Source organism: Burkholderia sp. AU16741, from assembly GCF_002223345.1.
Taxonomy (GTDB): domain Bacteria; phylum Pseudomonadota; class Gammaproteobacteria; order Burkholderiales; family Burkholderiaceae; genus Burkholderia; species Burkholderia sola.
Map to the genome: position 1 here is coordinate 50273 of NZ_NKEZ01000004.1, position 21840 is coordinate 72112.

Consider the following 21840-nt stretch of genomic DNA (forward strand, 5'->3'; position numbering starts at 1 on the left):
CCGCATGGCGGAATGCCGGGTAATGTCAACCGGCGCGAGTCATGCATGGGCCAGAAAACGTCCGCGACTTCATTGTTTCGTCATCCCATCGGCGCCCGCGCCGCCACCGCGTTCCTGTCCGGTTCGGGGGCAACCGACGGCGTGGTGTCGCACCAGCCGCCGGTCGCGCACACCACGCAGCACGACGACCCCGAGCCGTCGGCCCATCGCTACCGCACCATCTGGCTGTCCGACATCCACCTCGGCTCGAGCGGCTGTCAGGCGCCCTACCTGCTGGATTTCCTGCGTCACAACGACTCGGAATACCTGTACCTCGTCGGCGACATCATCGACGGCTGGCAACTGAAAAAAGGCTGGTACTGGCCGCAGGCGCACAACGACGTCGTGCAGAAGATCCTGCGCAAGGCGCGCAAGGGCACGCAGGTCGTCTACATCCCCGGCAACCACGACGAAGGCGCGCGGCAGTTCTGCGATCTCGCGTTCGGCGACATCCAGGTGCGCGGCGAGGCGTTCCACACGACACTCGCGGGCAAACGTTTGTGGATCGTGCACGGCGACCTGTTCGACGGCGTGATCCAGCACGCGAAATGGCTTGCGTACCTCGGCGACACGCTCTACACGCTGATCCTCGTGCTGAACCGCTGGTTCAACCGGATCCGCAGCCGGCTCGGCTTCCAGTACTGGTCGCTGTCGCAGTACCTGAAGCACCAGGTCAAGAACGCGGTCAACTTCATCTCGCAGTTCGAGACCGTGATGACCGACGAGGCGCGCCGCCGCGGCTGCGACGGCGTCGTGTGCGGCCACATCCACAAGGCCGAGATTCGCGACATCGACGGCGTGATGTACTGCAACGACGGCGACTGGGTCGAAAGCCTGTCCGCGCTCGTCGAAACGATGGAAGGCGAATTGAAGATCGTCTACTGGACGGTGATGCGCAGCGCGCCGTCGGAGACCACGTCGCGCAAGGCCAAGGCCGCTGCCTGACACAACCCTACTTACAGGACATGCCGCGATGAAGATCATGATCGTCACCGACGCGTGGGAACCGCAGGTCAACGGCGTCGTGCGCACGCTGAAGAGCACCTCCCGCGAACTCACCGCGCTCGGCCACCGCGTCGAAATGCTGACGCCGCTGGAATTCCGCACGGTGCCCTGCCCGACCTACCCGGAAATCCGCCTGTCGATCCTGCCGTACCGCAAGCTGCGCGCACGGATCGATGCGTTCGCACCCGACGCGCTGCACATCGCGACCGAAGGCCCGCTCGGCCTCGCCGCGCGGCGCTATGCGCGCGCCCGCAAGCTGCCGTACACGACCGCGTACCACACGCGCTTCCCGGAATACGTGCAGGCGCGCTTCGGCATTCCGCTGGCGGCGACCTACAAGTTCCTGCACTGGTTCCACGGCCCGTCGCTCGCGGTGATGGCGCCGACGCCGGTCGTCAAGCAGGACCTCGAGAAATTCGGCTTCACGAACGTCGTGCTCTGGACCCGCGGCGTCGACCTCGACATCTTCCGGCCGATGGAGTCGAAGGTGCTCAACACCGCGCGGCCGATCTTCCTGTACGTGGGGCGCGTCGCGATCGAGAAGAACGTCGAGGCGTTCCTGCGCCTCGACCTGCCCGGCTCGAAGTGGGTCGCGGGCGAAGGCCCCGCGCTCGCGGAGCTGAAGTCGCGCTACCCGGAGGCGAACTATCTCGGCGTGCTGTCACAGACGGAGCTCGCGAAGGTGTATGCTGCGGCCGACGTGTTCGTATTCCCGAGTCGCACCGACACGTTCGGCCTCGTGCTGCTCGAAGCCCTCGCCTGCGGCACGCCGGTGGCCGCGTATCCCGTCACGGGCCCGATCGACGTGCTCGGCGGGGGCGATGCCGGCGCGATGCACGAGGACCTGCAGGAAGCCTGCCTCGAGGCGCTGAAGATCGAACGCACGACTGCGCGCGCGTGGGCGGAACGCTTCTCGTGGCGCGCCGCATCCGAGCAATTCGCGTCGCATCTGAAGCCGCTGCCGAAGACCGCGTACTCGCCAGCCGAAGGTGCAGCCGTTTGAAACGAGACCTGAACGACAAGATCCCGCCCCCCGCCGCGACGCCGTCGCGGCACCGCCCGTTCGACGAGGAAGAGCCGCATGCCGACGCGGACGTGCAACCGCACGAGCCGCTCGGCCCCGACGACCGGCTCGCGGCGCTGCCGCCGAATCCGTACAAGCGCCACCGCGGCATCACGCGTGCGTGGTTCGCGCTCAAGCATTCGCTGAACGGCTTTCGCGTCGCGATCCGCGAGGAAAGCGCGTTTCGCCAGGAACTCACGCTCGCCGCGCTGATGCTGCCGATCGGCGCCTTCGCGCCGGTGCCGGCCGCGTCGCGCGCGCTGCTGATCGGCTCGGTGCTGCTGGTGCTGATCGTCGAGCTGCTGAACTCGAGCGTCGAAGCGGCGATCGACCGCATCTCGCTCGAGCGCCACGAACTGTCGAAGCGCGCGAAGGACCTCGGCAGCGCGGCCGTGACGGTCGCGCTGTTCGCGTGCGTGACGACGTGGGGCTTCGTGCTCGGGCCGGTCGTCGCACGCTGGCTCGGCTTCTAGGCAAGCGCCGGGCGCCTTTCGCCACGCCTGCATGCGGCGCCGCACCATGCGCCGCGCGGAGGCCGCGATCACGAAATGCCCCGACGTGGCGAAACCCCGGTTTATAATCGTCCGCCAGACATAGAACAGCAACCCGCGCCGGACGAATCACGCAGCATCGATTGCAGCGCCCGCCAGTCCGGCACACACAGGGCCGGACGACATGGAAGCGAAACCTCCCCGCCGCACCCGCGAACGGATTCTCGAGTTGTCGTTGAAACTCTTCAACGAGATCGGCGAGCCGAACGTCACCACCACGACGATCGCCGAGGAAATGGAAATCAGTCCAGGCAACCTGTACTACCATTTCCGCAACAAGGACGACATCATCAACAGCATCTTCGCGCAGTTCGAACAGCAGATCGAACGGCGGCTGCGCTTTCCCGAAGATCACCGTCCGACGATCGACGAAACCTGGTCGTACCTGCAGTACATGGCCGATTTCATGTGGACCTACCGGTTCCTGTATCGCGACCTCAACGACCTGCTCGCCCGCAACCGCACGCTCGAGACGCACTTCAAGCAGATCATCAGCCACAAGGTGCGCTTCGCGCACGACATGTGCGAGCTGCTCGTCTCCGATGCCGAAATGGTCGCGACGCCCGCGGAGATCGAGGTCATCGCCACCAACATGGCGGTGATCTCGACGTACTGGCTGTCGTACCAGTACGTGATGCATCCGCGCAAATACAACGATCAGGACGCGATCCGCGAAGAGCTGCACCAGGTCAGCATGCACGTGATCTCGATCATGGCGCCGTACCTGCGCGGCCGTTCGCGCCAGCTGTTCGACGATCTCGTGTCCGGCAAGCTGCCGAAGCGCCAGTTCACCGATTACCTGCCGCCGCGCGACGGTTCGCCGCGCCCGGCGGGCGGCCCCGTCGCCACCGGCCAGGCCCCCGCCAAGGACGCGAAGCAATGAAGGCGGTCTGCGTTTACTGCGGCTCGTCGTCCGGTGTGCGGCCCGTCTATGCCGACGCCGCGCGCGCGTTCGGCCGCGCGCTCGTCGATGCGGGCCTCACGCTCGTATACGGCGGCGGCCGCGTCGGCCTGATGGGCGTGATCGCCGACGAAGTGATGGCCGCCGGCGGCCGTGCGGTCGGCGTGATCCCCGAGTTGCTGGTCGACAAGGAAGTCGGCCATACGGGGCTGTCGGAACTGCACGTCGTGCCCGACATGCACCATCGCAAGAAAATGATGGCCGACCTCTCCGACGCGTTCGTCGCGATGCCCGGCGGCGCCGGCACGCTCGAGGAGCTCTTCGAGGTCTACACGTGGGCCCAGCTCGGCTATCACCGCAAGCCCGTCGCGCTCTACAACATCGATTCGTTCTACGATCCGCTGATCGCGCTGCTGCGTCATACGGTCGACGAAGGCTTCATGCGGCCAGCCTATTTCGACGCGCTGTGCGTCGAACCGGAACCCGTCGCGCTGATCGAGCGGCTGCGCCGCTACCAGCCGCCCGCCCGCGACAAGTGGGCGCCCGACGCCGCGAAGTAACCGTCACCGGAAACCGCACGCGATGACCGCACCGTCCGACCGCAAGGCTGTCCTCGTCACCGGCGCGAGCCGCGGCATCGGCCGTGCGACCGCCGTGCTCGCGGCCGAACGCGGCTGGGACGTCGGCATCAACTATGCACGCGACGCAGCCGCGGCCGAACTGACCGCGCAGGCCGTGCGCGACGCGGGCGGCCGCGCGTGCATCGTCGCGGGCGACGTCGCGAACGAGGCGGACGTCGTCGCGATGTTCGACACCGTTGCGGCCGCGTTCGGGCGCCTCGACGCGCTCGTCAACAATGCCGGCATCGTCGCGCCGTCGATGCCGCTCGCCGACATGCCCGCCGACCGCCTGCGGCGGATCTTCGATACCAACGTGCTCGGCGCCTACCTGTGCGCGCGCGAAGCCGCGCGTCGGCTGTCCACCGACCGCGGCGGCCGCGGCGGCGCGATCGTCAACGTGTCGTCGATCGCGTCGCGGCTCGGCTCGCCGAACGAGTACGTCGATTACGCGGGCTCGAAAGGCGCGGTCGATTCACTGACGATCGGCCTGGCCAAGGAACTCGGCCCGCACGGCGTGCGCGTCAACGCGGTGCGCCCCGGCCTGATCGAGACCGATATTCATGCAAGCGGCGGCCAGCCAGGCCGCGCGGCCCGGCTCGGCGCGCAGACACCGCTCGGCCGCGCGGGCGAAGCGCGGGAGATCGCCGAGGCGATCGTCTGGCTGCTAGGCGATGCGGCGTCCTACACGACGGGCGCCCTGCTCGACGTTGGTGGCGGCCGCTAAGCTGACGCGCGGCGCAACAATAAAGCGATCGAAAACGCCATGGTCGCCGCGCCACAAATCTCCACAATTCCGCGACACTTCCAGTAAACATCCGTAACAATTCCGTGCTCTACTAGCGGCCATTCAGACAGGTGTCTCAAACACGCTGTCCGTTACCCGGATGTAGCCCCTTATCGGTCCAGCCCATGTCGCCGGACCGGCTCGACTCGACCCGAGATCTTTTCCATGCCTGGAACCGCAGCGCCCAGCCGGCGACGCACGCCCGTGCCCGCCCCGGCCGCGCACACCCGCTCGACCGCCGATACCGACGTCATCGCGACGCTGGACGTCGCCGGCACGCCCGTCGCGGCCTCGACCGCCGCCATCAGCGCCCCGCGCGACCGCTCGCTGCTGCTCGGCTGGCGCGCATGGCTGTTCGTCGTCGCGCTGGTGTGCGCGTACACGCTGCCCGGCGTGCTCGGGCACGATCCGTGGAAACAGGACGAAACCTACACGTTCGGCATCATCCAGCACATGCTCGAGACCGGCGATTTCGTCGTGCCGACCAATGCCGGCCTGCCGTTCATGGAAAAACCGCCGCTTTACGCGTGGGTCGCGACCAGCCTCGCGTGGCTGCTGCAGCGCGTGATGCCGCTGCACGACGCGGCGCGCCTCGCGAGCGCCTTGTTCGCCGCGCTTGCGTTCGGCTTCATCGCGCGCGCGGCCCGCGTGGCCAGCCGGACCGAGAGTTGGTTCGACCTGCGCGTGATCGGCCCGGTCGTGCTGAGCGCGAGCACGCTCGTCGTCATCAAGCACGTGCACGACATGATGACGGACGTCGCGCTGTTTGCCGGCACCGCCATGGCGTTCTGCGGACTGCTCGAACTCGTGATGCGGCACGTCGCGCGTGCGCAGCAGTTGCGTCACGGGCTGCCGGCGCATCCGGCGGGCCGCTGGGCCGCGCCGATCTTCGGCGCGGGCGTCGGCATCGCGCTGATGGCGAAGGGGTTGTTCGTGCCGCTCGTGTTCGCGGCCACGCTCGTCTGCACGGTGGTGCTCTATCCGGCCTGCCGCACCCGGTCGTTCGCCCGCGCGCTCGGCGTCGCCGCGCTCGTGTTCGCGCCGTTCGCGCTGATCTGGCCGACCGCGCTGTTCCTGCGCTCGGAAACGCTGTTCATGACGTGGTTCTGGGACAACAACGTCGGCCGCTTCTTCGGCTTCTCCGTTCCCGAGCTGGGCGCGGAAAACGACAAGCCGTTCTTCATCCTGCGCGCGTTCCTGCTCGTCGGGTTCCCGGTCGCCCCGCTCGCGATCGTCGCGCTCGCCCGCGGCGCATGGCGCGACTGGCGTACGCCGCGCATCGCGCTGCCCGTGATGTTCGCCGGCATCGGGCTCGTGGTGTTGCAGGTGTCCGCGACGTCGCGCCAGCTCTACATCCTGCCGTTCTTCGCACCGCTCGCGCTGGTCGCCGCGCAGGCGATCGACCGCCTGCCGCGCCGGCTGCATCTCGCATGGGATTACCTGAGCCGCCTCCTGTTCGGCGCCGTCGTCGTGCTCGCGTGGGCGATCTGGGCGGTAATGGCCGATCCGGCCGCGCCGCGCGCGAGTCTCGCGCTGCTCGGACGCTGGCTGCCGCTCGACTGGACGATGCCGATCCGGCCCGCGCTCGTGACCGGCGCGCTCGCGCTGACGGTCGGCTGGCTGACGCTGCTGCCGAAGCTGCGCACGACGGGCCTGTGGCGCGGCGCGCTGTCGTGGGGCGCCGGCGCGCTCGTCGCGTGGGGGCTCATCTATACGCTGCTGCTGCCGTGGCTCGACGTCGCGAAGAGCTACCGTTCGGTGTTCGACGACCTGAACGCGCATCTCGCGCTCGAATGGAACGACGGCGACTGCATGGCGAGCCTGCACGGGCTCGGCGAATCGGAAGCGCCGATGCTGTATTACTTCTCCGGCATCCAGCACACGCCCATCGACGACGCGAAGACGACGCGCTGCACGTGGATGATCGTGCAGGGCGTGCGGGCCGTCGATCCGGCGCCCGGCGACGAATGGAAGCTGTTCTGGACCGGCGCCCGCCCGGGCGACAACGACGAACTGCTGCGCGTCTACGTGCGCACGCCCGAACAGCACCAGCGGTGACACAGGGCGGCGCGATGCGCTGCCCTTGCCGCCTTCACTTTCTTCTTCGGCACGGGCCGCGTTCACCCGTCCGAGCGACCGGCGCGCAGCCTTTGCTGCAATACCGGCGCCGACACGAACCCGCAAGCGTCCCAGGGTTCGCCGCGCCCTCCCCTCATCCCGCCGACGTCCGGATCATCAGAACGACGAGCCGGGCTCCCGCAGAAACGCCGCTTCCTCGTCGGTCGACGCACGGCCGAGAATCGCGTTCCGGTGCGGAAAGCGGCCGAAGCGCTCGACGACCGCCGCATGCAGCAACGCGTAGCGGTGATAGCGCTCGCACCCGGCCTCGTCGCGGATGCCCGCGCACAGGCGCACGGCATCGCGCTGGCTCTCGACCGACTCGTCGTGCTCGAACGGCAGATACGCGAACGCACGGTGATGCCCGCTCGGCAACCGCGCGTCCCAGCCGGCCGCGACGACGCGGCGGGCCAGCGCGAGCGCCTTCGGATCGGCGGCAAACGCGCGCGGCGTGCCGCGATGGATGTTGCGCGAGAACTGGTCGAGCACGACGATCAACGCCAGCGCGCCCGACGGCGAATCGGCCCAGTGATCGCACGCGCCGTCGCACGCAGCGTCGAGCAGCGCGCCGTAACGCGTGCGCAACACGTCGTCGAACGCCGCGCCGCCATTGAACCAGACTTTGCGGTTCTGCCCGAACTCGGCCGAGCCCGGCGCGCCGAACCAGAAATCGAGAATTTCCCGTGCCTGCGGATCGAGCGTCGCCGCGCCCGCTTTCCCGGTATCGATCGTCATGCAAACTCCAGAACGAGGCGCCGCGTGCGCGCACTCTTCTTTTCCAGTTTCGCGACCCGCAGCCCGCCGATTTCGGACGTGTTGCGCACGTGCGTGCCGCCGCACGGCTGCAGGTCGACGTTCTCGATGCGCAGCAGCCGCACGCGGCCGAGACCCATCGGCGGCTTCACGCTCATCGTGCGCACGAGTTCGGGCCGCTCGGCCATCTCGTCGTCGGTGATCCACTCGGTCGTGACCGGATGCGCGCCGGCGACGAAGCCCGCGAGGCGCCGCTCGACGTCGTCGCGGTCGATCGCGTCGGACGTCGCGAAATCGAGCCGCACGTAGTCGACCGTCACGCTGCAGCCGTCGACCGCGTACGGCAGCACCGCGCACATCAGGTGCGCGGCCGTATGCAGGCGCATGTGCCGGTAGCGGCGCTGCCAGTCGATCGCCGCGACCACGCGCGTGCCGGGGGCGAGCGTCGCGATGCGCGCGTCCTGGCCCGGCGCGGGCACGTGCACGGCGTCGTCGGGCGTCGCGCCGTCGAATTTCGCCTTGCGCGTATCGGCAATCGCGATCGTGCCGCCGTCGGGCAGCGTCAGCGTGCCGGTGTCGCCGGCCTGGCCGCCGCCGAGCGGATAGAACACGGTGCGATCGAGCCGGATGCCGTCGTCGCCGACGGCCTCGACGATCGCGTCGCATTGCGTGCGGTACGCGTCTTCGCGAAACAGCGCTAGTGTCGTCATCGGACGAGCCTCGTATCGATGGGGGAAGCGGCCAGTGTCGCGCCGGGCCGCACGCGCGCCCAGACGCAGATCGTCCCGCGCACGGGCAGCGGCGTACCGGTCGATCAACCGGGCCGGTTGCGCATCCAGTCGGCCGTGTCGTAGAACGAATGCATGAGCCGCTCGCGCAGCGGCTCCGGCAGCCCGACATCCTCCATCGCCCACGCCATGCAGCGCAGCCACTGGTCGCGCTCGACCGACGCGATCGGGAACGGCAGGTGCCGCGCGCGCAGCCGCGGATGACCGAACCGGCTGATGTAGTGGTCGGGGCCGCCGAGCCAGCCGCACAGGAACCAGAACAGCTTGTCGCGCGAACCGTCGAGCGACGGCGGATGCAGCGCGCGAATCTGCGCGAACTCGGACTCGAGGTCCATCAGGTCGTAGAAGCGGTCCACCATTTCGCGCACGCGGGCTTCGCCGCCCACGAGCTCGAACGCCGTCGGCTGCGACGGCGCATCGTCATTCACATCGGTCATACGGATAGTCGGAAAACGGGATCTTCGGGGCCGCCGGCGACGCTCATGCGTCGCGCAGCGACTGCAGCGCGGGGCGCCGCAACACATTATGCAGGCTCAGCCAGCCGGCCGCACCGGCGCAGACGACGCCGGCCGCGATGCCGGCCGGCACGAGCCACGGATCGACGGCGAGCTGGAAGTCGAACACGCGCGACGCGAGCACCCAGCCGACCGCGATCGCGCCCGCCGACGCCAGCACGCCGGCCAGCGCGCCGACCACGACGAATTCCGCGCGCTGCACCGCATTGACCTGCGCGCGCGACGCGCCGAGCGCGCGCAGCAGCGCGGCCTCGCGCACGCGCTCGTCGCGCGAGCCGGCGAGCGCGGTGTACAGCACGAGCACGCCGGCCGCGAGCGTGAACAAGAACAGGAACTGCACGGCGCCGACCACCTGCAGCATCATCCGCTGCAGTTGCGCGAGGATCGGCGCGACGTCGATCGCGGTCAGGTTCGGGTAGCGCGCGATCAGCGGATCGAGCAGCGCGGCGTTCGATGCGGGCAGATGGAAGCTCGTCAGGTAGACGGCCGGGAAATCCTTCAGCACGGGCGGCGGCATCAGCACGAAGAAGTTGACGCGGAACGAACCCCAGTCGAGCTTGCGCACGCTCGTGATCGGCGCGTCGACCGTCAGCCCCGTCACGTCGAAGCGCAGCGTGTCGCCCGGTTTCACGTTCAGCGTCTTCGCGAGGCCGGCTTCGATCGAGATCTGCGGCGTGGCCGCGGTGCCGAACCAGTCGCCTTCGACGATCCGGTTGTCGGACGGCAGTTCGGTCGTATACGACAGGTTGAATTCGCGATCGACGAGCCGGCGCGCCTCTTCCGACGGGTACGCGTCCGGATTCACCGGCTTGCCGTTGATCGCGACGAGGCGGCCGCGCACCATCGGCGCGGGCACCGCGTCGCGCACGCCGTGCGCGGCCAGATAGGCGGCGACATCGGCGCGCTGATCGGGCTGGATATCGATCAGGAACTGGTTCGGCGCATCGGGAGGCGTCGACTGCCGCCAGCCCGCCACGAGGTCGTTGCGCGTGATCGCGATCAGCAGCAGGCACATCAGGCCGAGCGCGAGCGCGGTGATCTGCAGCGCGCTGGCCGTGCCGCGCCGGTGCAGCGACGCCAGCGCGTAACGCCAGCCGACGCCCGCGGCCACGCGCGCATTGCGCACCGCGCGCGCGGCGGCGAACAGCACGAGCCGCGCGATCAGCGCGAATCCGACCAGCGCGCCGGCAAAACCGCCCGCGACGATCAGGCCGAGCTTCAGGTTGCCGGCGGCCGCGATCAGCAGCCCCGCGAACAGCACGACACCGATCGCATACCCGGCCCATGCGGTGCGAGACGCGCCGCCCCACTCGCGCCGCAGCACGCGTACCGGCGGCACGCGCGTGAGCGGCACGAGCGGCGGCAGCGCGAAACCGAGCAGCAGCACGAGCGCGGCGCCCATGCCGATCAGCGCCGGCCACAACGTGGGTGGTGGCAGCACGACGTCGATCAGGCTGCCGAGCGCGGCCAGCAGCGCCCAGTGGCCGCCGTAGCCGAGCACCGCGCCCGCGGCGCCCGACACGATGGCGACACCGACGAATTCGAGCGCGAACAGCGCGCCGAGCGTGCGGCGGCTCACGCCGAGGCAGCGCATCGTCGCGCAGCCGTCGAGATGACGCCGCATGTAGCGCTGCGCGGCCATCGCGATCGCGACCGCCGCGAGCAGCGCGGTCAGCAAGGCGACGAGCGTCAGAAAGTGGCGCGCGCGATCCAGCGTCTGCCGCACCTGCGGCTGCCCTTCCTGCAACGACTCGAGCCCGACGCCGCGCAGTTTCCCGCCGTCGACGCGCGCGTGCGCATAGGTTTCGAAGCGCGCGACGGCCGGTGCGTCGCCGGCAACCAGCAGCCGGTACGTGACGCGGCTGCCGTAGCCGGTGAGTCCCGTCGCGGCGAGCTCGTCCGCGCGCATCATCAGCCGCGGCGAAAAATTGACGAACGAAAAGCCGCGATCGAGTTCGCGGGTGATCGCCGCGGCGACCGTGAACGTGCGCAGCCCGACGCGCACCGTATCGCCCGCCTTCAGATGCAGCGCGTCGAGCAGCGCCGGGTCGGCCCACACCGTGCCCGGCGCGGGGATCGCGGAGGCCTTCTGCGCGGTGGTGGCGCCGGCCGGCAGGATCTCGACCGCGCCGCGCAGCGGATAGCCGGGCGATACGGCCTTCACGGCCGCGAGGCGCGACGGTGCCGCGTCGGCGGCCTGCCCGCCCGCGGCGGACGCGATCATGCTCGGGAAAATGGCGGTCGTCGCGGTACGCAGGCCCAGCGCGCGGGCCTGCTGGTCGAACGACGGATCGACCGGACGATCGGCGCGCACGACGAAATCGGCGCCGAGCATCTGGCGCGCGTCGCGCTCGAGGCCCTGGCGCAGCCGATCGGCGAGAAAGCCCACGCTCGTCAGCGCCGCGACCGCGAGCACCAGCGCGAGGACCAGCAGTGTCAATTCGCCCGCGCGCCAGTCGCGCGCGGTCATCCGGGCAGCCTGGTGGATCAGGTCGCGCAGGCCGAAGCGGCCGGCATGCGCGCGCCCGTCATGGCCGGGGTGCCTGGCCGGCGGCTGCGCCGCGTGTTGCGGCCCCTTCAATCGCGTTTCCCTCCGATCGAGTTGAGCCGCGACACCATGTGGTTCGCCATCCCGCGAAAGCCGCCCGACACGCCGCGCCACAGGCGTGGCAGCGCCCACGCCGACGCCGCGATGAACGCGGCGAGCAGCACGAGGAACGCGAGCGGAACGAAGAACGCGAGGACGAGCCCGCCGACCACGAGACCGTCCTCGGTCGACGACGCGACCCAGTTCGAAATCGGTTCGGGAGACAGGTTGATCAGCGCGCGCGTGCCGGCTTTCGCCACGTGCGCGGCGCCGGCGAGCGAGCCGCCAGCGAGCCCCGCGACCGCCAGCATGGTCGGATCGGCATGGCCGAGCGCGCCGGCCGCGAGCACGGCGCCGGCCGGAATGCGGATGAAGGTATGCACGGCATCCCACAGCGAGTCGAACGCGGGGATCTTGTCGGCAAGGAATTCGGTGACGGCGAGCACGGCCGCGGCGCCGATGACCCACGGCGACATCAGCACGGCCAGCGTGTCGGGCAGATGGAGCCAGCCGAACCGCGCCAGCACGCCGGCGATCAGCACCGTCAGGTACAGGCGCAGGCCGCTCGCCCACGCGAGTCCCGCGCCGAGCGAAATGGCTTCGATCATGGCCCTCTCCTTGCACTTTCCGTGCGTTTTGCCGATTGATCGGATCGGGGCGGACAGACCGGCCGCGCGGCGCGTGGCGGCCGGCCCCGCGTGCCGCGAGCAGCACGACGGGATTCAGGCCCGAATACGTTCCATTATAGACAGGCTGGACCGGCGACCGGCGCAATTCCGCGGCGCGGGGCGGCGGCCCGGCACATGCGCGCCCGGGATACCGTCGTCAGCCGGCCGACGACAATTTCAGGCCGACCAGCCCCGCGACGATCAACGCCGCGCTCGCCACGCGCGCGACGCTCAGCGCCTCGCCCATCATCACGATACCGAACACGAACGCGCCGACCGCGCCGATGCCCGTCCACACCGCGTATGCGGTGCCGAGCGGCAACTGGCGCATCGCGACCGCGAGCAGCCCGAAACTGGCCAGCGCCGTCACGATCGTGAACACCGACGGACCGAGCTTCGTGAAGCCGTCCGACAATTTCAAGCCGGCCGCCCAGGCCACTTCCAGCAAACCGGCGATCAACAACCATACCCACGCCATCTCGACGTACTCCGTACCGGATGGGGCCGTCCCCGTCGAAGCGAATGTCCCGGGGTCGTCCCCGGGCGGCGCCGAGTATAACAACAGGCTTACAGGCTTGCCCTCGGCCGATACGGGGCGACCGGCCGGCCGCGGTCAGTTCGCCACGCGCTTCGGCGCGACGCCGCCGACGCAGCGGTCGTCGCGATACAGCGCCCACTCCTCGCACACGCGGCCATCCTTGAACAGGCACATGCCGACCTGCCCGCTCGACAGGTTGCGGATCACGTGGCGACCGCCGAGCTTCTCGCAGTTGACCGATGCGGGATTGGCCAGCGCCATCTGCGCGGGCGGCTGCTGCCCGGGCGGCAACGGCTGGGCGAACGCGCCGGGCGCAGCGAGCGCCAGCGCACAGATGACGACCGGACGGACGGACATTGCACGCTCCTCGTTTTCGTTCGGGGAACGGTCAGGATAGCGGGGATTGCGCAGCCGGTGTGCAAGGCCGGCGCTCATCGCGAGACTGTCGCGCCGACGCAACCCTGTCGGCGCGGCGTCACGGCCGCATGGGCCGCCGCCCACCGCCCGTCACACGGCGCCGACGAGCCGATAGCCGACGCCCGTCTCGGTGACGATGTGCTCGGGCTGCGCGGGATCGGCCTCGAGCTTCTGGCGCAGGTGCGCCATGTAGATGCGCAGGTAGTGATGGCTCTCGACGTGCGACGGTCCCCACACGTCGCGCAGCAGTTGGCGATGCGTGAGCACGCGCCCCGCGTGACGCACGAGCGTCGCGAGCAGCCGGTATTCGAGCGGCGTCAGGTGCACGATCGCGTCGTCGCGCCACACCTGGCGCAGCGCGAGATCGACGGTCACGGCGCCGAAGGTCACCTTCGGCGACTCGTTCGCCCCGCCCTGGTTGCGCCGGCGCAGTTGCGCGCGAATCCGCGCACGCAGTTCGGACACGCCGAACGGCTTGGTCAGGTAGTCGTCGGCGCCCGCGTCGAGCGCGGCGACCTTCTCCTCTTCCTGCGTGCGGGCGGACAGCACGATCACCGGCACCTCGGACCAGCCGCGCAGCTCGCGGATCACGTCGAGGCCGTCGGTGTCGGGCAGGCCGAGATCGACGATCACGAGGTCGGGCTTGCGCGTCGCCGCGTCGATCAGCCCCTGCTTGCCCGTCTCGGCTTCGAACACCGCGATGTCCTCCTCCTCGAGCGCGGCGCGCACGAAGCGGCGGATCTGCTTTTCGTCCTCGATCAGGACGACGGTCAGGCTGGGTTCACTCATGGTCGGGCAATGACTCGGATGGGGGCGATGCGGCCGGCAGGTCGGATTCGTCGTCGGGCACGGCCGGCGCGGCCGGCGGCGTGTCGACCGGCAGCGTGAACCAGAAGCGCGCGCCCGTCACGCGGCCGTCGGGCGCGGTGCGGTTGAGCGCGCCGATTTTACCGCCATGCGCCTCGACGATCGCGCGGCAGATCGCGAGACCGAGCCCGATGCCCGGCGTCGCCGATTCCTTCTCGCCGCGCGTGAACTTGTCGAAGATGCGTACTTCCATCCCGGCCGGCAGGCCCGGGCCGTGATCGTCGACGTGCACGCGCACGAACGGGCTCCCGTAGGGCTGGCCGTCGTCGGTCACGCGCTCCGCGCCGATCTCGAGCGACGTATCGGGCGGCGTGTACTTCGCCGCGTTCTCGAACAGGTTGGTAAACAGCCGCTCCATCAGCACCGCGTCCATCTGCAGCAGCGGCAGGTCGGCCGGCAGCGCGACGCGCACCGGATGGCGCGCGAGCACCCGGCGGCAGGCGGCGAGCGCGGCGCCGACGGTTTCCTCGAGCAGCGACCACTGACGCTTGAGCTGGAGGCTGCCGGCCTGCAGCCGCGCCATGTCGAGCAGGTTCGTGACGATGCCCGTCATGCGTAGCGCCTCGTCGTGAATCGCGTCGACGAGTTCGCCCTCGCGCTGCGCGAGCCGCCCGGCCGCCGCGGCGTCGCCGGCCTGCGCGGCCGCGCGTCCGTTCGCGAGCATCGACGAAAAACCGACGATCGTCGTGAGCGGCGTGCGCAGGTCGTGCGAGATCGCCGACAGCAGCGAGTTGCGCAGCCGCTCGGACTCCATGTTGACGAGTGCGTCGCGCGCGATCTCGACGTAGTGCACGCGTTCGAGCGCGAGCGCGATCTGCGCGGCGAATGCGTCGAGCATCCGCTGCTGCTCGGGCACCTCGAGTTCGCGCGGCTCGCGCGACGCGACCGCGAGCACGCCGCGCGTGCGCATCGGCGCCTTCAGCGGCAGGTACAGCGCGGCCGTCGCCGGCAGCGTATCGGTGCCGCGCCCGGCCGGCTTCTGCTGGTCGTACACCCACTGGCCGACGTCGCTGTCGAGCTCCGCGCCCGTCAGCGTGACGGCCGCGTCGGGCTCCTCGATCTTCTGCCGCACCTGGTCCGCGCTGTCGGGCAGCAGGAACGCGACGCGCGCGCGGAACACCTCGCCCACGTGGCGGCTGCCGATCTCGACGATCTGCTCGGTCGTCAGCGCCGCGCCGAGCTCGCGCGCCATCGCATAGATCGCGCCGGTGCGGCGCTCGCGGCGCTGCGCGACGCTCGCCTGGCGCGTGAGCGTCGACGTCAGGTGGCTGATCACGAGCGACGTCAGCAGCATCCCGAAGAAGGTCAGCAGGTATTGCGTGTCGCTGACCGAGAACGACATGCGCGGCGGCACGAAGAAGAAATCGAACGCGGCCACCGACAGGAACGACTGCAGCACGCCCGGGCCGCGGCCGAGCCGCACCGCCGAAAACACCACGCCGAGCAGGTACAGCATCACGAGGTTCGTGAGGTCGAGCCGCCCGGACACGACGCTCGCGACGACGGTGATCGCCGCGCAGATCGCGGCCGCATACGCGTAGTGGCGCGGCGGCGAACGGTGCGTGCCGAACTGCGCGAACGCATCGCGCCAGTCGCGTGCCCGCGCGTCGAGCGGCGCGGCGCGCGTCTCGTCGCTCGCGGACGCGCGGATCAGCATCAGGTCGACGTCGCCCGCGCGCTCCGCCAGCTGCTCGCCGAACGGCCGCGCGAAGCGGCGCGCGAGCCCGACCTTCGGCGAGCCGCCCGCGACGAGCTTCGACACGTTGCGCACCTTCGCATAGCCGATCAGCGCGGCGACCGCGTCGGCGCCGGCGAGCGTGGCCGTCTCCGCGCCGAGCTCGGCCGCGAGCTTCAGCGCGTCGAGCGTGCGCTGCCGCCGCGCGTCCGGCAGCCGCTGCAGGCGCGGCGTCTCGACGTACACGGCGATCCAGTCGGCCTTCAGGCTCGCGGCGAGGCGCGCCGCGGCGCGCACGAGCGTCGGCGCTTCGGGGCCGGGCCCGACGCACACCAGCAGCCGCTCGCGCGCCTGCCAGATGCGCTGGATCGAACGATCGGCGCGGTACTCGCGCATCTGCGCGTCGACGCGATCGGCCGTGCGCCGCAGCGCGAGCTCGCGCAGCGCGATCAGGTTGCCCTTGCGGAAGAAGTTGCGCACCGCGCGCTCGGCCTGCTGCGCGAGATAGACCTTGCCGTCGCGCATCCGGCCGAGCAATTCCTCGGCCGGCAAGTCGACGAGCGTGACTTCGTCGGCCGCGTCGAACACGCGGTCGGGCACGGTCTCCCACACGCGGATGCCGGTGATCGCACCGACCACGTCGTTCAGGCTCTCGAGGTGCTGGACGTTGACGGTCGTATACACGTCGATGCCCGCGTCGAGCAGCTCGTAGACGTCCTGCCAGCGCTTCAGGTGCCGCGCGCCCTGCACGTTCGAATGCGCGAGCTCGTCGACGAGGATCAGTTGCGGCGCGCGCGCGAGCGCGCCGTCGAGATCGAATTCGGCGAGCGAGCGGCCGCGATAGTCGAGGCGGGCGGGCGGCAGCACGTCGAGGCCGTCGAGCAGCGCGGCGGTTTCGGCGCGGCCGTGCGTCTCGACGATGCCGACGACGACGTCGACGCCATCCTGCCGGCGCTGGCGCGCGGCCTGCAGCATCGCGTAGGTCTTGCCGACGCCGGCGGACGCGCCGAAGAAGATCTTGAGCTGGCCGCGGCGCTGCTTTTCTTCATCGCGTTGCAGCTTGTCGAGGAGTTGGTCGGGATCGGGGCGGTTCATGCGTCAGGAGGGCGACGCGCCGGATGGCGCGCGAGATAGGGCCATTGTGGTTCCAAATCGCCGCAAAAGGCAAAGACGGCGCGAGCGCCGTCGGAACAAGGTCGGGCCCGGCGCGCGGCCAGCCGCGCCGGGGAGCCCGCCCGCACGCTCGCTCAGTGCGCGGCCTGCGCCGCATCGAGAGCGAGATTCAGCTTCAGCACGTTCACGCGCGGCTCGCCGAGCACGCCGAACTGGCGGCCCGTCGTGTTCGCGGCGACGAGTTGCGCGACCGCGTCCGGCGCCAGGTTGCGCGCCTTCGCGACGCGCTCGACCTGATACGCGGCGGCGGCCGGCGTGATTTCCGGATCGAGACCGCTGGCCGACGCCGTCACGAGGTCGACCGGCACCGGCTTCGACAGGTCGGTGCCCGCGTCGCGCAGCGCGGCGATGCGCGCCTTCACCTGGTCGGCGAGCGACGGATTCAGCGGGCCGAGGTTCGAGCCGCCGGAGCCGGCCGCGTTGTACGGCATCGGCGCGCTGGCCGACAGCCGGCCCCAGAAGTACTTCGGCGCATCGAACTGCTGGCCGATCAGCGCGGAGCCGACGACCTTGCCGTTCTGCTCGATCAGGCTGCCGTTGGCCTGCGACGGGAACACGGCCTGACCGAACACGGTCATCACGGCCGGGTAAGCGAGCCCCGTCACGGCGGTCAGGATGACGAACAGCACGACGAGCGGGCGAATCAACGATTTCATGATGGTTCCTTCAAGTGCGGCCGGCTCAGGCCCAGCCGAGCGCGGCGAGCGTCATGTCGATCAGCTTGATGAACGGGAACGGCAGCAGCACGCCGCCGAGGCCGTACACCAGCAGGTTGCGGCGCAAGAGCGACGCGGCGCCGAGCGGCCGGTAGGTCACGCCCTTCAGCGCCAGCGGAATCAGCGCGACGATGATCAGCGCGTTGAAGATCACCGCGGACAGGATCGCGGACGCCGGCGACGTCAGATGCATGATGTCGAGCACGCGCAGTTGCGGATAGGTCGTCACGAACGCGGCCGGGATGATCGCGAAGTACTTCGCGATGTCGTTCGCGATCGAGAACGTGGTCAGCGAGCCGCGCGTCATCAGCATCTGCTTGCCGATCTCGACGATCTCGATCAGCTTGGTCGGGTTCGAGTCGAGGTCGACCATGTTGCCGGCTTCCTTCGCCGCCTGCGTGCCGGTGTTCATCGCGACCGCGACGTCGGCCTGCGCGAGCGCCGGCGCGTCGTTGGTGCCGTCGCCCGTCATCGCGACGAGGCGCCCGGCCGCCTGGTGCTCGCGGATCGTCGCGAGCTTGGTTTCCGGCGTCGCTTCCGCGAGGAAATCGTCGACGCCCGCTTCCGCCGCGATCGCCGCGGCCGTCAGCCGGTTGTCGCCCGTCACCATCACGGTCTTGATGCCCATCTTGCGCAGCTCCGCGAAGCGCTCCTTGATGCCGCCCTTCACGATATCCTTCAGCTCGATCACGCCGAGCACGCGCGCCGCCCCGTCCTGCAGGTCGGCGACGACGAGCGGCGTGCTGCCGCGGCGCGCGACGTCGTCCACCGCGCGGCGCACTTCTTCCGGAAAGCGGCTGCCGTGGGTTTCGACGTAGCGGCGGATCGCGTCTGCCGCGCCCTTGCGGATCTCGCGGCCGGGCAGATCGACGCCGCTCATCCGCGTCTGCGCGGAAAAGCCGAGGAACGTCGCGTGCAGTTGCGCCATGTCGCGCTGGCGGATGTTGAAGCGCTCCTTCGCGAGCACGACGATGCTGCGGCCTTCCGGCGTTTCGTCGGCGAGCGACGACAGTTGCGCGGCATCGGCCAGCGCTTCCTCGGTCACGCCCGGCGCCGGCACGAACGTCGATGCCTGGCGGTTGCCGAGCGTGATCGTGCCGGTCTTGTCGAGCAGCAGCACGTCGACATCGCCGGCCGCTTCCACCGCGCGGCCCGACGTCGCGATCACGTTCGCCTGCATCATCCGGCTCATCCCGGCCACGCCGATCGCGGACAGCAACCCGCCGATCGTCGTCGGGATCAGGCACACGAGCAGCGCGACGAGCGCGGTGATCGTCACCACGTGGCCGGCCTTCATCGCGTCGACCGAGAACATCGAGAACGGCAGCAGCGTCGCGGTCGCGAGCAGCATCACGATCGTCAGCGCGACGAGCAGGATCGTCAGCGCGACCTCGTTCGGCGTCTTCTTGCGCTTCGCGCCTTCGACCATCGCGATCATCCGGTCGAGGAACGCCTCGCCGGGGTTCGCGGTGACCCTGACGACGATCCAGTCGGACAGCACGCGCGTGCCGCCCGTCACCGACGAGAAATCGCCGCCCGATTCGCGGATCACCGGCGCGGATTCGCCGGTGATCGCCGATTCGTCGACCGACGCGACGCCGTCGACGACCTCGCCGTCGGCCGGGATCACGTCGCCGGCCTCGACCAGCACGACGTCGCCTTTGCGCAGGTCGGACGCGGTCGTGATGCGGATCGGCGACTTCGGATGCGGCTCGTTGAGCTTCTTCGCCATCACGTCCTTCTTCGCGCTGCGCAGCGACGCGGCCTGCGCCTTCGAGCGCCCTTCGGCGAGCGCTTCGGCGAAGTTCGCGAACAGCACGGTGAACCACAGCCACAGCGCGATCGCGAGGATGAAGCCCGCGGGCGCTTCGGCCTGGCCGGAGAGCGCCGCGATCCACAGGATCGTGGTGAGGATGCTGCCCACGTACACGCAGAACATCACCGGGTTGCGGAACTGCGTGCGCGGCGTGAGTTTCTTGAACGAATCCACGATCGCCGGGCGCAGCAGCGCCGGATCGAACATGGACCGTGTTGCGGAATGTTGAGTCATTGCGATCTCTTCAAGCTCTTCAGTCTTTTCAATGTGTCGCCATGCGGGCGCGTCACGCGCCCAGCCACATCATCAGGTGCTCGACGCCCGGGCCGAGCGCGAGCGCCGGCACGTAGGTCAGCGCGCCCACCAGCATCACCGTGCCGAGCAACAGCACGACGAACAGCGGGCCGTGGGTCGGCAGCGTGCCGCTCGTCACCGCGATGCGCTTCTTCGCGGCGAGGGAACCTGCGATCGCCAGCACCGGCACGATCGTGCCGAAGCGACCGAACCACATCGCGATCGCGGTCATCCAGTTGTAGAACGGCGTACCGACCGTCAGGCCCGCGAACGCGCTGCCGTTGTTGTTCGCGGCCGAGCTGAACGCGTAGAGGATTTCCGAGAAGCCGTGCGGGCCCGGGTTCGCGATGCCGGCCTTGCCCGCGTCCGCCAACACCGCGATCGACGTGCCGACCAGCACGAGCAGCGGCGTGAGCAGCACGACGATCGACACCATCTTCATCTCGTACGACTCGATCTTCTTGCCGACGTATTCCGGCGTGCGGCCGATCATCAGGCCGGCGACGAACACCGCGAGCAGCGCGAACACGAGCATCCCGTAAAGGCCGGAGCCGACCCCGCCGTAGATCACCTCGCCGAGCTGCATCAGCAGCATCGGCACGAGGCCGCCGAGCGGCGTCAGCGAATCGTGCATCGTGTCGACCGCGCCGCACGACGCGGCCGTCGTCGCGACCGTGAAGATGCCGCTCTGCGCGATCCCGAAGCGCGTTTCCTTGCCTTCCATGTTGCCGCCCGGCTGCAGCCCGCTCGCCGACTGGTCGACGTGCAGCGCGGCGAGCGTCGGGTTGCCGCCCTGCTCGGCGTTCACCTCGACGCCGATCGCGACCGCGAACGCGACCGTCATCGCCGCGAGCACCGCGATGCCCTGCCGGCGGTCGCCGATCATGCGACCGAACACGAGACACAGCGCGGCCGGGATGATCAGGATCGAGAAGATCTGCAGAAAGTTCGCGAACGGCGTCGGGTTCTCGTACGGGTGCGACGAGTTCGCGTTGAAGAAGCCGCCCCCGTTGGTGCCGAGCATCTTGATCGCTTCCTGCGACGCGACCGGACCCATCGCGAGCGTCTGCTTCGTCAACGGCGTCGGCACCGTGACCGCGTTGCCCTTGTCGTCCTTCACCGGGTTGCCCTGCGCGTCGAGCTTCGGCGCCGCATAGGTGCTCGTCTGCAGCACCGGCACGTCCCGATACGCCTTCATGTTCTGAATCACGCCCTGGCTCATCAGCAGCGCGGCGATCACGACCGACATCGGCACGAGCACGTACATCGTCACGCGCGTGAGGTCGACCCAGAAGTTGCCGATCGTCTGCGCGGTGTGGCGCGCGAAACCGCGGATCAGCGCGATCACGACGACGATGCCGGTCGCCGCCGACAGGAAGTTCTGCACGGTCAGGCCGAGCATCTGCGTCAGGTAGCTGACGGTCTGCTCGGGCGTGTAGTCCTGCCAGTTCGTGTTGGTGACGAAGCTGACGGCCGTGTTGAACGCGCCGTCGGGCGTCATCGCGCCGAATTGCTGCGGGTTGCCGGGCAACAGGCCCTGCAGGCGCAGCAGCCCGTACAGGAACAGCGCGCCGAGCGCGTTGAACGCGATCGTCGCGATCGCGTACTGCTTCCAGTTCATCTCGCTGCCCGCATCGACGCCGGCGACGCGGTACAGCACGCGTTCGAGCGGCCCGAACACGCGCACGACGCGCGAGCTACCGTCCATCACCGCGCTCAGGTAGCGCGCGACCGGCACGGCCGCCGCCAGCAGCACGGCGATGAACAGCAGCGTCTGCAACAGATTGTTCGCGTTCATTCGATGTCCTCCGCGCGCAGCAGCGCAAAGACGAGATACGCGAACAGCAGGGCCGTCGAAGCGCCCGCCAGCCAAAGCATCCAGGTCATGCGCGCCCCCCGCGACCGTATTGCGCGAGCTTGTCGCAACCGGCAAGCAAACCGCGGATCAGCGC

General features: G+C 69.6%; 20 protein-coding genes. 7 read left to right on the forward strand and 13 right to left on the reverse strand.

The window, feature by feature from the left end; translation table 11 throughout:
* Positions 1-45: 45 nt before the first annotated feature.
* From CFB89_RS11605 to CFB89_RS11635, 7 genes are all read left to right on the forward strand, one after another.
* The gene (locus CFB89_RS11605; protein ID WP_089468032.1) at positions 46-984 is read left to right on the forward strand and encodes a UDP-2,3-diacylglucosamine diphosphatase; all 939 of its coding nucleotides are present in this window, start codon (positions 46-48) and stop codon (positions 982-984) included.
* A gap of 28 nt (positions 985-1012) precedes the next feature.
* Positions 1013-2047 (forward strand): glycosyltransferase family 1 protein, encoded by a 1035-nt coding sequence (locus CFB89_RS11610; RefSeq protein ID WP_089468033.1) that lies wholly within the window; start codon positions 1013-1015, stop codon positions 2045-2047.
* Entirely contained in the window at positions 2044-2580 is a 537-nt protein-coding gene (locus tag CFB89_RS11615; RefSeq protein ID WP_089468034.1) for a diacylglycerol kinase, read from the forward strand. The genes CFB89_RS11610 and CFB89_RS11615 overlap by 4 nt, the downstream gene beginning before the upstream one ends.
* A gap of 202 nt (positions 2581-2782) precedes the next feature.
* Positions 2783-3541 carry a TetR/AcrR family transcriptional regulator gene (locus tag CFB89_RS11620; RefSeq protein ID WP_050016436.1) on the forward strand — a complete coding sequence of 253 codons (759 nt, stop codon included), beginning with the start codon at positions 2783-2785 and terminating at the stop codon, positions 3539-3541.
* The gene (locus CFB89_RS11625; protein ID WP_089468035.1) at positions 3538-4119 is read left to right on the forward strand and encodes a TIGR00730 family Rossman fold protein; all 582 of its coding nucleotides are present in this window, start codon (positions 3538-3540) and stop codon (positions 4117-4119) included. Before CFB89_RS11620 ends, CFB89_RS11625 begins: the two co-directional genes overlap by 4 nt.
* 22 nt (positions 4120-4141) lie before the next feature.
* Positions 4142-4903: an SDR family oxidoreductase gene (locus tag CFB89_RS11630; protein ID WP_089468036.1), complete on the forward strand. Its 762-nt coding sequence runs from the start codon at positions 4142-4144 to the stop codon at positions 4901-4903.
* Positions 4904-5128: 225 nt separating this feature from the next.
* Positions 5129-7021, forward strand: a complete 1893-nt coding sequence (locus CFB89_RS11635; protein ID WP_089468256.1) for a glycosyltransferase family 39 protein — start codon at positions 5129-5131, stop codon at positions 7019-7021.
* 177 nt (positions 7022-7198) lie between these two features.
* On the opposite strand, the gene CFB89_RS11640 is transcribed toward CFB89_RS11635, so the two are convergent.
* From CFB89_RS11640 to kdpF, 13 genes are all read right to left on the reverse strand, one after another.
* The gene (locus CFB89_RS11640) at positions 7199-7816 is read right to left on the reverse strand and encodes a DUF924 family protein (RefSeq protein ID WP_089468037.1); all 618 of its coding nucleotides are present in this window, start codon (positions 7814-7816) and stop codon (positions 7199-7201) included.
* Positions 7813-8544 (reverse strand): alanyl-tRNA editing protein, encoded by a 732-nt coding sequence (locus CFB89_RS11645; RefSeq protein ID WP_089468038.1) that lies wholly within the window; start codon positions 8542-8544, stop codon positions 7813-7815. Before CFB89_RS11645 ends, CFB89_RS11640 begins: the two co-directional genes overlap by 4 nt.
* Before the next feature lie 104 nt (positions 8545-8648).
* A complete protein-coding gene (locus tag CFB89_RS11650) occupies positions 8649-9059 on the reverse strand; it encodes a group II truncated hemoglobin (RefSeq protein ID WP_089468039.1) in 411 nt (136 codons plus the stop codon).
* Positions 9060-9102: 43 nt separating this feature from the next.
* The gene (locus CFB89_RS11655) at positions 9103-11718 is read right to left on the reverse strand and encodes an ABC transporter permease (protein ID WP_089468040.1); all 2616 of its coding nucleotides are present in this window, start codon (positions 11716-11718) and stop codon (positions 9103-9105) included.
* Positions 11715-12332, reverse strand: a complete 618-nt coding sequence (locus CFB89_RS11660) for a DUF4126 domain-containing protein (RefSeq protein ID WP_089468041.1) — start codon at positions 12330-12332, stop codon at positions 11715-11717. Before CFB89_RS11660 ends, CFB89_RS11655 begins: the two co-directional genes overlap by 4 nt.
* Before the next feature lie 217 nt (positions 12333-12549).
* Positions 12550-12870, reverse strand: coding sequence for a quaternary ammonium compound efflux SMR transporter SugE (sugE, locus tag CFB89_RS11665; protein WP_089468042.1), 321 nt, complete (start codon positions 12868-12870; stop codon positions 12550-12552).
* 135 nt (positions 12871-13005) lie between these two features.
* Positions 13006-13287 (reverse strand): DUF333 domain-containing protein, encoded by a 282-nt coding sequence (locus CFB89_RS11670; protein ID WP_089468043.1) that lies wholly within the window; start codon positions 13285-13287, stop codon positions 13006-13008.
* Between the two features lie 150 nt (positions 13288-13437).
* Positions 13438-14136: a two-component system response regulator KdpE gene (kdpE, locus tag CFB89_RS11675; protein WP_060259571.1), complete on the reverse strand. Its 699-nt coding sequence runs from the start codon at positions 14134-14136 to the stop codon at positions 13438-13440.
* Positions 14129-16984: a sensor histidine kinase KdpD gene (locus CFB89_RS11680; protein ID WP_089468044.1), complete on the reverse strand. Its 2856-nt coding sequence runs from the start codon at positions 16982-16984 to the stop codon at positions 14129-14131. Before CFB89_RS11680 ends, kdpE begins: the two co-directional genes overlap by 8 nt.
* A 152-nt stretch (positions 16985-17136) precedes the next feature.
* A complete protein-coding gene (kdpC, locus tag CFB89_RS11685; RefSeq protein ID WP_089468045.1) occupies positions 17137-17718 on the reverse strand; it encodes a potassium-transporting ATPase subunit KdpC in 582 nt (193 codons plus the stop codon).
* 25 nt (positions 17719-17743) lie between these two features.
* Positions 17744-19828, reverse strand: coding sequence for a potassium-transporting ATPase subunit KdpB (gene kdpB, locus CFB89_RS11690; RefSeq protein ID WP_089468046.1), 2085 nt, complete (start codon positions 19826-19828; stop codon positions 17744-17746).
* Positions 19829-19880: 52 nt separating this feature from the next.
* Positions 19881-21686 carry a potassium-transporting ATPase subunit KdpA gene (gene kdpA / locus CFB89_RS11695; protein WP_089468047.1) on the reverse strand — a complete coding sequence of 602 codons (1806 nt, stop codon included), beginning with the start codon at positions 21684-21686 and terminating at the stop codon, positions 19881-19883.
* Positions 21683-21775 carry a K(+)-transporting ATPase subunit F gene (gene kdpF / locus CFB89_RS11700; protein WP_006752209.1) on the reverse strand — a complete coding sequence of 31 codons (93 nt, stop codon included), beginning with the start codon at positions 21773-21775 and terminating at the stop codon, positions 21683-21685. Before kdpF ends, kdpA begins: the two co-directional genes overlap by 4 nt.
* Positions 21776-21840 lie beyond the last annotated feature (65 nt).